This window comes from Microbulbifer aggregans, from assembly GCF_020524005.1.
Lineage (GTDB): Bacteria > Pseudomonadota > Gammaproteobacteria > Pseudomonadales > Cellvibrionaceae > Microbulbifer > Microbulbifer aggregans_A.
Window position 1 is genome coordinate 1 of record NZ_JAIVKK010000006.1, and the last position, 15,302, is coordinate 15,302.

Consider the following 15,302-nt stretch of genomic DNA (forward strand, 5'->3'; position numbering starts at 1 on the left):
TTAGCAAGCGCTTTTCGCAGACTTTTTTTGCTCCGAAACCCTTATAAATCAAGGTGTTCCGAAGCTCTCGACCACCTCTCGGCGATCTCGATAAGGGCGCGCATTATATCGAGCTCTTATCGCCTGACAAGCTGTTTTTTGAATTTCTTTTTCAGGGAAAACCCTTTGAAAATCAACAACCTTTCTTGCCGCTCGCGCTGTCTCTGCAGCAGCGAGGGCGCGAACTATACGGCCCCCACTATGGCGGCGCAAGCACTTTTATGACAAAACTGTAAAAAAGATTTTTTGCGCCGATCCGCCCACATCAACGATCAATTTGCGCGATAGAACAGGTGATACTTTTTCTTACCCAGGCGAACGATATAGAAACGGCCGTGCAGCGCTCGCTCCGCAGAAAAGACCGCGGAGGGATCGCCATTGCTCTCCATACCTACAGCATCACCATTTACCAGAACGGCATTGCGCCCAAGGGCGTCCTTAACCGGCTTACCCGACGGCGCCATACCCGCATCCACCAAAAGCTGGATCAGGCTCTGGCCTTCAAAATCGGAAGGCAACTCAGAGCTTGGCAGCCCATCGAGACGCAGCTGCTCCAGGTCTTCGGCCGAAAGCTCGCCAATATCACCAGAGAACATAGCCTGTGAAATTCGCTCAGCGGCAGCGAGACCTTCCTCACCATGTACCAGGCGGGTAACTTCCCGCGCCAGAATCGCCTGCCCCTCTGGCTTGCCCGCACGCCCGTGGTCAGCGGCTTCAATCTGCTCGATCTCATCCACACTGATAAAGGTGAAATAACGCAGGAACTTATATACATCCGCATCAGCGGTATTCAGCCAGAACTGATAGAAGGCATACGGCGAGGTACGCGCCGGGTCCAGCCAGATGGTGCCGCTTTCTGTTTTACCGAACTTGGTGCCATCCGCTTTGGTGACCAAAGGCAACGTGAGACCGAAAACCTTGCCGCGGTGCTGGCGCCGGGTGAGATCCACACCACCGGTAATATTGCCCCACTGGTCTGATCCACCGATCTGCAAAGTACAGTTGTGGCGCTTGTACAGCTCAGAGAAGTCCATGGACTGCAGCAGGATGTACGCAAATTCGGTAAAGGAGATACCTTCACCCTCGCGTTCAATCCGCTGCTTTACAGACTCTTTGTTGACCATATTGTTAACGGAAAAGTGCTTACCCACATCCCGCAGGAAGTCGAGCACATTCAGGTCTTTGGTCCAGTCCAGGTTGTTGACAACGACGGCGCCGTTTTCGCTCGCCTCAAAGTCGACAAAGGCGCTGACCTGCTGTTTGATCTTCTCCACCCAATTCGACACCACATCCGGTGTATTGAGTGAGCGCTCCTGCGCCTTGAAGGAAGGGTCGCCAATCAGGCCGGTTGCGCCGCCAACTAGCGCAATTGGTTTATGTCCTGCCGCCTGAAACCTCTTGAGGGTCAGCAGCGGGACTAGACTGCCTATGTGAAGGGAATCTGCAGTGGGATCAAAGCCGCAATAGAGGGTGCGACTCTCACCTGCCAGGTGCTGTTCCAGTTCGCCGTCACCGGTGGCCTGATTGACCAGCCCGCGGCGCGTGAGATCTTCCAGCAGTGTCGCATCCACTCTGGCCATTGTATCCCCTTGCGGTAAATTCAGATGTGCTTAAAGGAACCGGTCGTCCCGGAGGCGAACGGCAAAAAATCGGGCTGCAAATGTACCGAATCCAGCGGTAAATACAAGCACACACCAGTGCTTGCGCCCGCGGGCCGGCCAAGCCCAGTAAAGCATGGAATCACGACCGAGCAAGGAACCGAATCATGGACAGACAGGTCAATTACCTCGTGAACCACGGCGGGATTTTTGTTATAAAGTCGCTTTGGTGTTCGTTTTTTAGGCACACATTTTGCCTGAACCCTGTAACTTTTTCCGTTTCTGTCAGCACTACCTGTTAAGACCATGCAAGAACAACGCAACAACCCGCGCCTGCTGGGCGCCCTGGGCAGGCACTTTCCGCGCACTCACGCTCTGGCGGCTGGCGCCGCCAGCTTTGCGCTGGCGCTGACACTCTTCATATCGCCACCAGAGGTGGAAGCGAAGCGCACAAGCCTGCAGGTATCACTGAGCCTGCCCGAAACCGCCCTCGCAGAGCCCGTGGCAGCGGTCGAAAGCGCCTCCCAGGAAGCAGCAATCGACAGCGGCATGCGCACTATTGAAGAGAAGGTGCGCAACGGCGATACGCTCTCCGACATATTCCAGCGCGCCGGTGTCAGCAGCGCCGACATGTACCAGCTGCTGGGCAGCGGTAAAGAAGCCAAGCAACTGGCAAAACTGGCTCCGGGCGAAGAGCTGACCTTCCAGGTGGACAGCGACGGCAACCTTCAGAGCCTGGAGTTGCACCGGGACCGCCTCAGCAAGGTTGAGTTCAGCCGGGAAAATTCCGACGAATACAAATATGCGCTCCATCAGCGGGAGCCGGACAGCTATTCAGCTTTCCGCCAGGCAGAAATCGAGAACTCCCTGTTCGTCGACGGCAGCAAAGCCGGCCTCAGTAACAACCTGATTATGGAAATGGCCGATATCTTCGGCTCCGATATCGACTTTGCACTGGATATACGCAAGGGCGACAAATTCAGTGTTATTTTCCACGAAGAATTTCTCGACGGTGAGAAAATCGGTAATGGCCCGATTCAGGCGGTGACATTCACCAACCAGGGAAAAACCTTCAGCGCGGTTCGCTATACCGACACCAATGGCGATACCAACTTCTACACGCCGGACGGCAGAAGTATGCGCAAGGCGTTTATTCGTACACCTGTGGATATCGGTCGTATCAGTTCCCACTTCAACCCACGTCGCTTGCACCCGATTTTCAAGACACGACGCCCGCACAACGGTACGGACTATGCGGCCCCTCGTGGAACACCGGTCTACTCCGCCGGCGATGGCAAGGTCGTTAAGGCGGGCTATAGCAAGGCAAACGGCAACTACGTATTCGTTCAGCATGGCGAACGCTATCTCACCCGCTACCTGCACTTGCACAAGCGCCTGGTATCCCGGGGTCAACGCGTAAAACAGCGCCAGGCCATCGGTACCGTCGGCTCTACCGGATACGCAACCGGGCCACACCTGCACTATGAGTTCCTGGTGGACGGACATCATCGCAACCCGGCCACCATCGTGCGCAAGCTGCCCAAAGCCAAATCCATCCCCTCTGCCGAGATGGAGCGCTTCCTCGCCCAGACCCAGCCGGTTATGGCGCAACTGGAACGCTTCGAGCAACCCGCTCTGGCTCAGCAGAACACCGAGCAGGCCGACACCGTAAACTGAATGACAGAGCTTTATATTGGCCTGATGTCCGGCACCAGCGTCGATTGTATCGACGCGGTGCTGGTTGAGTTCTCCTCCCTGGAGTCTCCAGCACCTTCGCCTGCCCTGCGCACAGTCGCCGCAATCGGCCACCCCATTAATACTGAAACCCGTGATGCCATCCTGGCTCTCTGCGCTCCCGGGCCTTCCGAGCTGGATCGCAGTGGACAGCTGGACCGGCAACTGGGCATTCAGTTCGCAGAAGCAGCCCTGGCGGTGCTCAAGGAAGCCAACGTTGCCCCCGGTGACGTGACGGCCATCGGTAGCCATGGCCAGACTGTACGTCATCGCCCTCCCGGCTCTGTTTCCATGCCATTTACCCTGCAGATCGGTGACCCCAACACGATCGCGGCGCAGACCGGTATCACTACCGTGGCGGATTTCCGCCGCCGCGATATGGCGCTGGGCGGGCAAGGCGCACCGCTGATGCCCGCCTTTCACAACGCGATCTTCCGCACCCAGCAGGATCGGGCGGTAGTCAATATTGGCGGCATGGCGAACATCACAGAGCTGGCCGCAGACGGAGCGATTCGCGGATATGACACCGGCCCGGGCAATGCGCTGCTGGACTACTGGGTAAAGCTCCACCTGGGCAAGGCCTATGATGCCGACGGTCTCTGGGCCGCCAGTGGGAGCGCTCACCCGGAACTGCTCAATCGCCTGCTCTCCGACCAATTCTTCGCTACCCCTCCCCCAAAGAGCACCGGGCGGGAAGCCTTCAATCCAAGCTGGCTGGAGCGGGCCTCCGCCGGTCTGGAGGTCGCACCCGCCGACGTACAGGCAACCCTGGCTGAGGTCACCGCAGCCAGTATCGCCAATGGGATACATGAGTTCTCCGCCGGCGGCGAGCTGCTTGTGTGTGGTGGCGGCGCGCGTAACAAAGATCTGATGGCGCGGCTACAGCGGCGGTTACCTACCTGGTCGGTAGCGCCAACGGATCAGTATGGTCTGGATGCGGACTGGGTGGAGGGTGCCGGATTCGCCTGGCTGGCCCGCCAGACCCTGCTGGGCTTGCCCGGGAACTGTCCTGCTGTCACTGGTGCGGAAAAGTCTACAATCCTCGGGGCCATCTACCCCGCCTGAAACCGCTGCACCGGCAGACAAGCTTCGCCCACGGCCAAGCCGCTCGGCCTAACACAGCAAAGTATCTACAACAGGGAAGAAATGGATACGGCCTGACGGGACATCAGACCGGGGACTTCAGATAGAGAAGGACGAACCACACCCACAGGTGGAGGAGGCGTTAGGATTCTGCACCACAAAGCGGGAACCAGACAGCCCTTCTTCATAGTCGACACTTGCACCCACCAGGTACGGGTAACTCATGGCGTCGACGAGAACCTGGATCCCCTCTTTTTCGATGATCGCATCATCCTCAGCGACCAGCTCGTCAAAGGTAAAACCGTACTGGAAACCGGAGCAGCCGCCACCGGTTACGAAAACACGCAGTTTCAGATCCGGGTTGCCTTCCTCTTCCAGCAGTCCCTTCACCTTGGCAACGGCCTTTTCAGTAACCTGAAGCGGGTCGGGAGAAAAGGAAACAGCTTCTGACATAATGACTCTCGATACCTATCATGATTCCGCCCCTTGAAAACCAGCAAAGTAAACTCCGTACTTTATCAGCCGGCACGGGCCGGAAAGCGGGCGAATGCGCGCATTATGGGTAAAACCCAGCAAACAGGTCAAGTATTGCCCGGTTTAGCCTGCGGCACCAGCCCACATCAGGCAGGATTACTCGGCGTCGGCAGCGGTTTCTTCTGAAAAGCCGAGCATACGGGGTTCGCTGGTGGTATCGACTTCGACATTGGATACCAGGGAACCGTTCACCTGCGCGCCCTTGACCATCTCAATCAGCTTGTAGTGAACGTTGCCTTCAACCATGGCTTTGGATGCCAGCTCGAGGTGCCCACTGGCGTGTACGTCGCCTTTGACATTGCCGTTAACCACCACATTCGGCACACGAATTTCACCCTCGATAACACCGCCGTCAACGATCTGCAGACGCGCATCGCTGTCACTGTGGGCGCTGACGTTACCATTGACCCGACCTTCGACAACCAGGTTACCGCGGAAATGCAGGTCGCCAGTTACTTCAGTATGACGAGCGATCAGAGTCGTATTGTTGCCACCGGTGTTAGCCATAGTTTTCTCTTTTTTCTTCAACATAATTCAACCGAAACCTCTTGAATTGAGTGGGGCCTACGCAGTCCCGAAACCCTCAGGTCTTCTGCACCAGCCAGCCGTAACGCTGGTCGATGCTGAACCCTTTGCTCTTGCTGGACTTGAGAGACAGCTCCACACCTTCGGGTTCAAACCCTTCCGGCAACTGCAACTCACCCTCAATGTTCTGGAAATATTTGAACCGCAACGGAATGGACACACTTTCCACCTGAGAGGAAAGATCGGAAAGCGCGTAGCGCTGCTCCGCTCCATTCAGCTGACCAAAAATGGTGAAGCGCACCGCGCCGGTCACCACCTGGTGACGAGCCGCAGACTGCTGCACCAGCAACTTGTACTGGTATCGGCCGGGCGTCCCGGCCTCGGAAATACTGAAGCGGCCGATTGATACACCGTCACTGCCTTCGTTCGGCGCCATAATGCCGCGGTAGAAGGAAATTTCCTTGTTCAACTCGGCAATTTTGTTGTCTTTCGCGATCAATTCCGCACGGACGGACTCACTGGCCTGCTCGCTGATCGTGACCGATTGCTCGGCAGAAGCAGCCCGGACACGCAGGGTCTCGATCTCATCCTGCAACGCCTGCAACTGCTTTTCCGCCTGTTCGTGCTGGCGGGTTTTCTGGTCCAAACCCTTGCGGAGCTGGTATTGCCCCGCGAAATAGGCACCCGCTGTTGTCGAGAGCACCAGCAGGCTCACTCCCAGCACCGAGAACACCCCCTGAAAGGGGCGGTGCGGGACCACCTTCATCCGATACTGTTTACTGCCTTTAACTTTGCGTGCCATGGACTCTGCTGTCGTCTATTTTGTTTTTCTGAACCTGCCCGATTTTAAGGCAGCAAGGCTGGGCTCTCTAGCCCTTGGTTCTCATTTAAGCCGAACATGATATTCATGTTCTGTACGGCCTGCGCCGAAGCGCCCTTAGCCAGGTTATCAATGACCGACAGGACCACTACGGTATCGCGGTTTTGAGGGCGTAATACTGCAATCCGGCACATGTTGGTACCACGGACGCTGCGGGTCTGCGGGTGACTGCCCGCCGGCATAACATCCACAAATGGCTCATTCGCGTAGCGCTGTTCAAACAGCTGCTGCAAAGCCTCCTGGCTGACATCGCTTTTCAGCGTCGAATACAGGGTCGCGTGAATACCGCGAACCATCGGCAACAGATGTGGCACAAAGGTCATCTGCACATCACCGCCATTTACCAGGCCCAATCCCTGCTCAATTTCCGGCAAGTGACGGTGCCCGCCCGCGGCATAGGCGCGGAAGCTGTCATTGTTCTCGGCAAATAGCAGATCGGTTTTGCCCTGGCGACCGGCGCCACTGGCGCCACTGGCGGCGTTGGCAATCAGGCTCGCGGGATCGATTACGCCAGCTTCCAGAAGCGGGATAAATCCCAACTGAATTGCCGTAGGGTAGCAACCCGGACAGGCCAGTAACTGTGCACCGGCAATCTGCTCACGGTTAACCTCTGGCAGACCGTACACCGCCTCCCGGGCGAGCTCCGGGCAGGCGTGCTCCTGTGCATACCATTTTTCCCAGGTGGGGATATCCTTGATGCGAAAATCCGCAGAGAGGTCAATGACACGCACACCGCGACCAATCAGTTCCGGCACCTGCGCCTGTGCTACTCCGTGGGGCGTAGCGAAAAACACCACATCGCACTCTGCCAACTGTGCCACGTCCGGCACACTGAACTTGAGGTCATAGTGACCGCGCAGGCTGGGGAAGAGTTCCGAGACGCCAGTTCCCGCCTCCGCTCGTGAGGTAATCGCGGTGACCTCCACGTTCGAATGCCCGGCAAACAGGCGCAACAACTCGACCCCGGTATATCCGGTTCCACCTACAATTGCTGCCTTGATCACACTCACGCTTACTCCTCGCTATCCATTCCATTCCGCGATTTATCGGCCCCTGCGGCCATCCGGACTCGCCCATGCCAATCCGGCGGGTGAGCCCTGTATACTGAACCGAGCACTCTACCACAAGCCACCAGATAACAAGGACTTAGTGTGCCTCGCTCCCCCCGATTCCGAGCCATTTTGCGGAATCCTTTTAAACCAAATCTGGGCAAACGGAACCAGGGTCGTTACTTCGATCGCTTGCAACTGCAGCTTTCCGCACAGCAGGCCTTGCCGCTGCTCGTGTTCCTGGCACTGCTCATTGGTATCTGTGCCGGGATAGTCGTCATTCTGTTCCGCCAGCTCAGTGAAGGCCCGGCCATCCTCTACCTGCCGCGCCTGGAGGATTTTGAATCCCTGACGCCCGAGTGGCGATTTGCACTGCCCCTTGGTGGCGCCCTGCTGCTCGGCCTCCTGTTTCAATGGATTGCCCCCTCCGGTCGCCCAACTGGCGTTGTCCACGTGCTCGACCGGTTGCACAACCACCAGGCCAGGATGCCCATCAAAAATGCGATCCTGCAGTTTTTCGGAGCCAGCCTGGCGCTACTGAGCGGCCAGTCCATCGGCCGCGAAGGTCCCGCCGTCCACCTGGGTGCCGCCAGCGGGAGCTGGATTACCCAGCGTCTGCGCCTGCCCCACAACTCCGGTCGCACCATGCTCGGCTGCGGGGTTGCGGCAGCCATTGCGGCCTCCTTCAACACGCCGCTGGCCGGGGTGATCTTTGCCATGGAAGTGGTGATGATGGAGTACACGGTTGCCGGCTTCCTGCCAGTGATTATCGCCGCGGTCAGTGGAAGCGCTGCGACGCGCCTTGCCTTCGGCCACCAGGCGGCATTCAGTGTGCCAGCCATTCAGATGGAATCACTGGCTGAACTGCCCATCCTGTTTGTTTGCGCGCTAATGATCGGCGCACTGGCTTCGGTATTTATCGTCAGCCAGCGCCGTCTCGCCCCCCTGCAACAGAAGCACTCACCCCTGCTACGTTTTGGCATCGTCGGCCTGGTGACCGGCGGCCTGGCCATCTACGTGCCCGAGATCATGGGTGCCGGCTACGACACCCTGGAACTGGCCATGCTCGGGCAACTGGGGTTGACCGCGCTCACCAGTATCGTGATCGCCAAACTGCTCGCTACCGCCGTTGCCACCGGACTCGGAATTCCCGGCGGGGTGATCGGCCCCGGCCTGATTCTCGGCGCCTGTATCGGTGGTGGCGCAGGGCACATCGCCAATCACTGGCTCGGTATCAGTAGTGTCAGCCCCGGCCTTTACGCCATGGTCGGTATGGCGGCGATGATGGGCGCGCTATTGAACGCGCCTCTGGCCGCACTGCTGACCATTCTTGAGCTGACCTACAACCCCAACGTACTCTTTCCGGCGATGATGACCATCGTTGTAGCGACCCTTGCCAGCCGCCAGATATTTTCCACCGAGGGCATTTACCAGGAATCCCTGCGCGCACTGGGTAAAAGCGGCACGCCAAGTTGGCGCGCCCAGATGCTGAGCCGGGTCGGTGTCGCCAGTGTCATGGAAAAAGCGATCGCGGTGGCGCCACAAAAGCTCGACGAAGCCCAGGCCGAGCGGCTGATCGAACAGCAACCGACGTGGCTACTGGTGGGCGGGGATGAAAAACCGCAGATGTTGCGCACGGCGGACCTCGCCAGCTTCCTGCAACGCCCGCGAGAGGACGGGGATACTGAAGACGGCGAAAGACAGGCACGCAAGAAAGACAGGAAACAAGGGGAGGCGGAAAAAATCGATCTATTGCGCCTTCCCGGAGAGCGGCTGGAACTGGTTCCACTCAGCTGGCGCGCGACCCTGCTGGAGGCCCAGCAGCTGCTGGAAAGCTCCGGGGCCGGTGCGCTGTATATCGGCCGCGACTACGACCAGGGCAACCCGGGTGTACTGGACAGCGATGTGGCGGGTATCATCCTGCCTCAACACATAGAACGTTATTATCGACAATAACTCCTAAATAAGGACGTCGTATGCTCTGGGTCAAAGCTTTCCACATTATTTCCATGGTCTGCTGGTTCGCAGCCCTGTTTTATCTGCCGCGCCTGTTTGTCTATCACGTGGACGCCACCGACGCGCTCAGCAAGGATCGCTTCTGCATTATGGAGCGGCGCCTGTACCGCGGCATTGCCATACCCTCCATGGTCGCCACCATTGTGTTCGGCCTGTGGCTGATTCACATCGGCGCTTCCTACAATCCGGACTACTTTAAAACCGCGGGCTGGCTGCATGCGAAGCTGGCCCTCGTGGTACTGCTGATCGGCTACCACCATATCTGCGGCGCCTACGTGAAAAAGTTCGCCAAGGGCACCATCACCAAAAGCGGGCGCTTTTTCCGCGTGTTCAATGAGCTGCCGGTACTTGCGCTGATTGCGATTGTTATTCTCGCGGTGGTCAAACCTTTCTGAGCCCGCAACCACAGGGGCGCCGGATACCACCGGCTGCCCCGCGATTCACGGCTAGAATTAAACGATCGATAACCGGGAGACGCGCCCTTTCCAGACACGCCTATGGATACACGCCAACCCATCGTTCTGACCATCACCCATCACGACCCCAGCGGCAGTGCAGGGATCACGGCAGATACCGAGACTGCCACCAGCCTCGGTTGCCACTGCGCGTCCGTCGTTACCGCAATCACAGTGGGGGATACCCGCGAGCTGACCGGTGTTGCTCCAGTCGACGGCAACCTGCTGGTCGAGCAGGCACGGGCCGTGCTCGAAGATATGCCGGTCGCCGCCATCAAGATCGGTTACCTCGGCTCGGTGGAAAACGTCCACGCCCTGCACAGCGTGTTGCGGGACTACCCTGATATCCCCCTGATCATCGACCCTGACGCTACCCTTGCCGACAAGGAGAGCCTGCTGGCACCGCCGTTGTGGACCTCCATGTGCAATATGCTGCTGCCGCTGGCAACACTGGTCGCGCCCAATCGCCGCGAGGCCCGGGCCATGGCCGGTGAAGCGGATGTGCACGATGCCCAGGCCCAGGAACTGCTGGAAACCGGCTGCCGCTACCTGCTTCTCACCGGCGTGCCGGTCACCAGTTGTGAACTGGAAAACCGCCTGTACGACGCCCGCGGGCTGATGCGCCAGTTTCAGTGGAAACGGCTACCACCTGCGTCCTACGGTGTCTGCGGCACCCTGACCACCGCCATTGCCTGCCATATTGCCCACGGACTTACGATCCTGGAAGCGGTCAACCGCAGCCAGCAGTTCACCTGGAGCGCCATTGCCGACAGCCGCCGCCTGGGCATGGGACGCCCGGTGCCCAACCGCTTTTTCTGGGCCAAGAAAGACTGATCAGATCCAGCCCCGGCTGTCATTCTCAACGCAGTTTGCGAGCACCGCCGCAGGCGAAGATAATACGCGCAGTTTTTTACCCTTCCTCACCCCCAATTCATCCAATCCGGTTTCCGAATTTCTATGAGCAAGTCCGAAACTCTCTTTGCCGAAGCCCAGCGAGTCATTCCCGGTGGCGTTAACTCTCCGGTACGCGCGTTCCGCGCGGTTGGCGGTACCCCCGTATTTATTGAGCGCGCCGAGGGCGCGTATCTGTATGATGCAGATGAAAAACGCTACATCGATTATGTCCAGTCCTGGGGTCCTATGGTTCTGGGGCACGCCCACCCCGACGTAATCGACGCGGTTGTGGAACAGGCCCAATCCGGCCTCAGCTTCGGCGCGCCCACTGAGCTGGAAACCGAGCTGGCGGAAGAGCTCTGCCGCGTCTGGCCGAACATGGAGCTGGTACGGTTTGTGAATTCCGGCACCGAGGCCACCATGAGTGCCATTCGCCTGGCCCGCGGTTACACCGGTCGCGACAAGATCGTGAAGTTCGAGGGCTGCTACCACGGCCACTCCGACTCCCTGCTGGTAAAAGCCGGTTCCGGCGCCCTGACTATGGGCGTGCCATCCTCCCCGGGCGTACCCGCCTCGCTGGCGGACCACACCATCACCCTCACCTACAACGATGCCGAGGGTGTGCGGAAGTGCTTTGACGAAATCGGCGACCAGATTGCCTGCATCATCGTCGAGCCAGTGGCCGGCAATATGAACTGCATTCCGCCAGTACCCGGTTTTCTGGAAACCCTGCGCGAAGTCTGTACCCAGCACGGCGCCCTGCTGATTCTCGACGAAGTGATGACCGGCTTCCGGGTAAGCCTCACCGGCGCCCAGGGTTACTACGGTATCGAGGCAGACATCACCACCCTCGGCAAGGTCATCGGCGGCGGTATGCCAGTCGGCGCCTTCGGCGGCAAACGGGAAATCATGGAGCAGATTGCACCGCTCGGCCCGATCTACCAGGCCGGCACCCTGTCCGGCAACCCGATGGCGATGGTCGCCGGCCTGGAAACCCTGCAACTGATCCAGCAACCGGGTCTATACGACGAGTTGACCGCGAAGACCAACCGCCTGGTTGAGGGCGTGCTGGCCGCAGCCAAGGAAGCCGGCATCCCACTGACGGCCAACAAGGTCGGCAGCATGTTCGGTTTCTTCTTTACCGACGCCGAGCAGGTGACCAATTACCAACAGGTAATGGCGTGCAACAACGAGCGCTTCAACCGCTTCTTCCACGGCATGCTGGAAGAAGGCGTGTACCTGGCGCCCGCCTCTTACGAAGCCGGCTTTATGTCTGCCGCACACACTGATGAAGATATCGACGCAACTATTGCGGCCGCGCGCAAGGTGTTTGCCTCACTGGCATAATCACACCTTCAGGACTCGACCTTTCCCGAGCCTCAAAGAGCCCGCACAAATGTGCGGGCTCTTTTGCTTCGGCAACCCGCCCGTAATTCCGGTTGCATCAACCAAATATCCCGCCTATAAAATGTATACATTTTTCAAAAGGTATACATTGTGCGACGCTCACTCTGGGGCGATTTCAGCCTTTCCACGATCAGTGCCGGCTTCGTCGCCGTGCTGGTAGGCATTGCCAGCTCGGTAGCCATTGTCTTTGCCGCCGCCCGTGCCGCCGGCGCGACTGACGCCGACATGGTGTCCTGGATCGCCGCCCTCGGGCTGGGCATGGGCCTCACCTGTATCCTGTTCTCCTGGTATTACCGCGCGCCCGTCATAACTGCCTGGTCCACCCCCGGTGCGGCGCTGCTGGTAACCAGTCTGTCCGGCGTGAGCCTGGCCGAAGCCGTCGGTGCATTCCTGTTCGCCGCAGTGCTGACCATCGCGCTGGGGCTTTCCGGCGCCTTCGGACGGGTAATGGGGAAAGTGCCAACGCCGATTGCCAGCGCGATGCTCGCGGGCATCCTGGTGCAGTTCGGCCTGTCCGTCTTCACTTCGCTGCAGGCGAGTCCGCTGCTGGTGGGCGCCATGCTGCTGGTGTACCTCGTCGGACGGCGCTGGATACCCCGTTACGCAATCATCCTGGTACTCATCAGCGGCGCCACTGTCAGCGGGTTGCTGGGGCAGGTACACATCGAGCAAATGCACTGGGCACTGAGCCGACCGGTGTGGGTCACTCCAGAATTCAATACCACTGTCCTGCTCGGGGTCGGTCTGCCCCTGTTTATCGTCACCATGACCTCACAGAATATTCCGGGCGTCGCCACCCTCCGCGCGAGTGGCTATACACGGGTGCCGGTTTCCCCCGTCATTACAGGCACCGGCTTCACCGCACTGGTGCTGGCGCCTTTCGGTGGCTATGCCTTCAACCTGGCCGCTATTACCGCAGCCATCTGCACAGGGTCTGAATCGCATCCGGATCCAACGCGGCGCTATACCGCTGGTATTGCTGCCGGCGTGTTTTATCTATTGGTGGGACTGTTCGGCGCCAGCGTGGTGGCGTTGTTCAGAGCTTTCCCCGAAGCGCTGGTGGCCAGCGTGGCCGGGCTGGCACTGATTGGCACCATCGGCGCCAGTCTCGACGGCGCAACCCGCGACCCGGACAGCCGGGAAGCCGCGCTGATCACCTTTCTCGTCACCGCCTCTGGTGCAGAGTTTTTCGGGATCGGCGCGGCATTCTGGGGGCTCGTAGGTGGCATGCTCAGCCACTGGCTGTTTAACAGTGCCCGCCACCCGGTGGGAGACAGCAAGTGAGTGTGTACCAGCGGATCAAGCACGACTTGCAGCAGGGTCGCTTTGCCCCCGGCAGCACGCTAAAGCAGACGGAACTCGCGGAGCTCTACAGCGTGAGCCGGATACCGGTACGCGATGCCCTGCAACGATTGAAAAGTGAAGGCTGGCTAATCCCACACGGTAAACGGGGCGTTGCGGTCCCGCAGTTTGATGCCCGGGAAGTGGAAGATCTCTACCTGATGCGTATGCGTCTGGAGCCCCTGTTACTGAAGTTCGCCGCAGAGCGGCTGAACGGAGAAATACTGGGGCGGGCACGGGATATTCTTGACCGCATGGAGCAAACGCCGGGGCTTTCCGCCGCGGAAATCGGCGCACTCAACCGGGAGTTTCACGCCTGCCTGTACCATGCTGCCGAGCGGCCGACCCTGTTTGCCGCAGTCGAGCAACTGCACGAACAATGTGAGCGCTACATCGGCTACCAGTCCCGCAGCCTCGACTACCAGCACACCAGCCAGCGCGAACACTATGCCATCCTGGAGGCATTACAGCAGGGCGACGTGGAAGGCGCCAGCCGGGTACTCGAGCAACATATCTCGGCAGCAGGGCGCGCGCTGGTCGATTATCTGAACGGGCGTCCGGAGTGACCGCTTTCACCTTGGCTCCATCCTGTTCCATTTTGATATGATGGCCGCCATCCAGGCTGCGCCGCCGACGGCGCAGCAGATCCGACCTTCCTCCCGGAGCGATTTCCTATGAGCAGCAGCCTACTCCGCGGCGCTTACCCCCAGACCCGACTGCGCCGCCTGCGCGCCAACGACTTCTCCCGCCGCCTGGTGCGGGAAAACCATCTCACCAGCGACGACCTGATTCTGCCGCTGTTCGTGATCGAAGGTAGGGGCGAAACCCAGAAAGTAGCCTCCATGCCCGGTGTCGAGCGCCTCACCGTAGACCTGCTGGCAGCCAAGGCCAAGGACCTGGTCGCCCTGGGAATCCCCGCCGTCGCCCTGTTCCCGGTCGTGGATCCGGCGCACAAATCCGACGACGCCCGCGCCGCCTTTGCCGCCGACGGCCTCGCGCAGCGCGCAGTGCGCGCACTGAAAGACGCGGCGCCGGAACTGGGCGTGATCACCGATGTGGCCCTGGACCCATTCACCAGCCATGGCCAGGATGGCCTGATGAACGACAGCGGCTACATCGTCAATGACGATACCGTGGAAGTCCTGGTCCAACAGGCACTGTCCCACGCCGCGGCGGGCGCCGACGTGGTGGCACCGTCTGACATGATGGACGGGCGTATTGGCGCAATCCGCGCGGCCCTGGAGCGCGAGGGCTACGCGAACACCCAGATCATGTCCTACGCCGCCAAATATGCATCCGCCTACTATGGGCCTTTCCGCGATGCGGTGGGCTCCGCCGGCAACCTGAAAGGCGGTAGCAAAGAGAGCTACCAGATGGATCCCGCCAACGGCGACGAGGCACTGCACGAGTGCGCGCTAGACCTGCAGGAAGGTGCGGACATGATTATGGTCAAACCCGGCATGCCTTATCTCGATGTGGTGCGACGGGTGAAAGACGAGCTGAAAGTACCGACCTTCGCTTATCAGGTCAGTGGTGAGTACGCGATGCACTGCGCGGCATTTGAAAACGGCTGGCTGAATCGTGAAGCGGTGATCCTGGAATCCCTGCTCGCATTCAAGCGCGCCGGCGCGGATGGTGTACTGACGTACTTTGCCGAAGAGGCCGCACGCCTGCTACAGCGCTGATTTATAGCAATTGCTAAACAAAGGGGGCGCAACTGCGCCCCCTTTTTTATTTGTCCTAAACG

Annotated in this window: 14 protein-coding genes; 9 read left to right on the forward strand and 5 right to left on the reverse strand. The window is 59.3% G+C overall.

Going from position 1 to position 15,302, the window contains the following annotated elements; genetic code table 11:
• Nucleotides 1-311 precede the first annotated feature (311 nt).
• On the reverse strand, nucleotides 312-1,619 hold the full coding sequence (gene tyrS / locus LC093_RS12245) for a tyrosine--tRNA ligase (RefSeq protein WP_226665084.1): 1,308 nt from the start codon (nucleotides 1,617-1,619) through the stop codon (nucleotides 312-314).
• 324 nt (nucleotides 1,620-1,943) lie between these two features.
• On the opposite strand from tyrS, the gene LC093_RS12250 reads away from it, so the two are divergent.
• Nucleotides 1,944-3,314, forward strand: a complete 1,371-nt coding sequence (locus LC093_RS12250) for a peptidoglycan DD-metalloendopeptidase family protein (RefSeq protein ID WP_226665085.1) — start codon at nucleotides 1,944-1,946, stop codon at nucleotides 3,312-3,314.
• Nucleotides 3,315-4,436 (forward strand): anhydro-N-acetylmuramic acid kinase, encoded by a 1,122-nt coding sequence (locus LC093_RS12255; protein ID WP_226665086.1) that lies wholly within the window; start codon nucleotides 3,315-3,317, stop codon nucleotides 4,434-4,436.
• A 117-nt stretch (nucleotides 4,437-4,553) separates the two neighbouring features.
• On the opposite strand, the gene erpA is transcribed toward LC093_RS12255, so the two are convergent.
• The 4 genes from erpA to argC all read right to left on the reverse strand — a co-directional run bounded on the left by erpA (nucleotide 4,554) and on the right by argC (nucleotide 7,397).
• On the reverse strand, nucleotides 4,554-4,907 hold the full coding sequence (gene erpA / locus LC093_RS12260) for an iron-sulfur cluster insertion protein ErpA (protein ID WP_226665087.1): 354 nt from the start codon (nucleotides 4,905-4,907) through the stop codon (nucleotides 4,554-4,556).
• A 177-nt stretch (nucleotides 4,908-5,084) separates the two neighbouring features.
• The gene (locus LC093_RS12265) at nucleotides 5,085-5,495 is read right to left on the reverse strand and encodes a bactofilin family protein (protein ID WP_226665088.1); all 411 of its coding nucleotides are present in this window, start codon (nucleotides 5,493-5,495) and stop codon (nucleotides 5,085-5,087) included.
• Between the two features lie 76 nt (nucleotides 5,496-5,571).
• Nucleotides 5,572-6,315 (reverse strand): DUF6776 family protein, encoded by a 744-nt coding sequence (locus LC093_RS12270; RefSeq protein ID WP_226665089.1) that lies wholly within the window; start codon nucleotides 6,313-6,315, stop codon nucleotides 5,572-5,574.
• 44 nt (nucleotides 6,316-6,359) lie between these two features.
• Nucleotides 6,360-7,397 (reverse strand): N-acetyl-gamma-glutamyl-phosphate reductase, encoded by a 1,038-nt coding sequence (gene argC, locus LC093_RS12275; protein ID WP_226665567.1) that lies wholly within the window; start codon nucleotides 7,395-7,397, stop codon nucleotides 6,360-6,362.
• Between the two features lie 177 nt (nucleotides 7,398-7,574).
• Here argC and LC093_RS12280 point away from each other — a divergent pair, with 177 nt between their 5' ends.
• The 7 genes from LC093_RS12280 to hemB all read left to right on the forward strand — a co-directional run bounded on the left by LC093_RS12280 (nucleotide 7,575) and on the right by hemB (nucleotide 15,240).
• The gene (locus LC093_RS12280; RefSeq protein ID WP_226665090.1) at nucleotides 7,575-9,398 is read left to right on the forward strand and encodes a chloride channel protein; all 1,824 of its coding nucleotides are present in this window, start codon (nucleotides 7,575-7,577) and stop codon (nucleotides 9,396-9,398) included.
• A 20-nt stretch (nucleotides 9,399-9,418) separates the two neighbouring features.
• Nucleotides 9,419-9,853, forward strand: a complete 435-nt coding sequence (hemJ, locus tag LC093_RS12285) for a protoporphyrinogen oxidase HemJ (RefSeq protein WP_226665091.1) — start codon at nucleotides 9,419-9,421, stop codon at nucleotides 9,851-9,853.
• Between the two features lie 102 nt (nucleotides 9,854-9,955).
• Entirely contained in the window at nucleotides 9,956-10,747 is a 792-nt protein-coding gene (gene thiD, locus LC093_RS12290) for a bifunctional hydroxymethylpyrimidine kinase/phosphomethylpyrimidine kinase (RefSeq protein WP_226665092.1), read from the forward strand.
• A gap of 123 nt (nucleotides 10,748-10,870) precedes the next feature.
• On the forward strand, nucleotides 10,871-12,154 hold the full coding sequence (hemL, locus tag LC093_RS12295) for a glutamate-1-semialdehyde 2,1-aminomutase (RefSeq protein ID WP_226665093.1): 1,284 nt from the start codon (nucleotides 10,871-10,873) through the stop codon (nucleotides 12,152-12,154).
• A 150-nt stretch (nucleotides 12,155-12,304) separates the two neighbouring features.
• Complete coding sequence (locus LC093_RS12300; protein WP_226665094.1) at nucleotides 12,305-13,498, forward strand: benzoate/H(+) symporter BenE family transporter; 1,194 nt, start codon at nucleotides 12,305-12,307, stop codon at nucleotides 13,496-13,498.
• On the forward strand, nucleotides 13,495-14,121 hold the full coding sequence (locus tag LC093_RS12305) for a GntR family transcriptional regulator (RefSeq protein ID WP_226665095.1): 627 nt from the start codon (nucleotides 13,495-13,497) through the stop codon (nucleotides 14,119-14,121). Before LC093_RS12300 ends, LC093_RS12305 begins: the two co-directional genes overlap by 4 nt.
• 108 nt (nucleotides 14,122-14,229) lie before the next feature.
• On the forward strand, nucleotides 14,230-15,240 hold the full coding sequence (gene hemB, locus LC093_RS12310) for a porphobilinogen synthase (protein ID WP_226665096.1): 1,011 nt from the start codon (nucleotides 14,230-14,232) through the stop codon (nucleotides 15,238-15,240).
• Nucleotides 15,241-15,302: the final 62 nt, after the last annotated feature.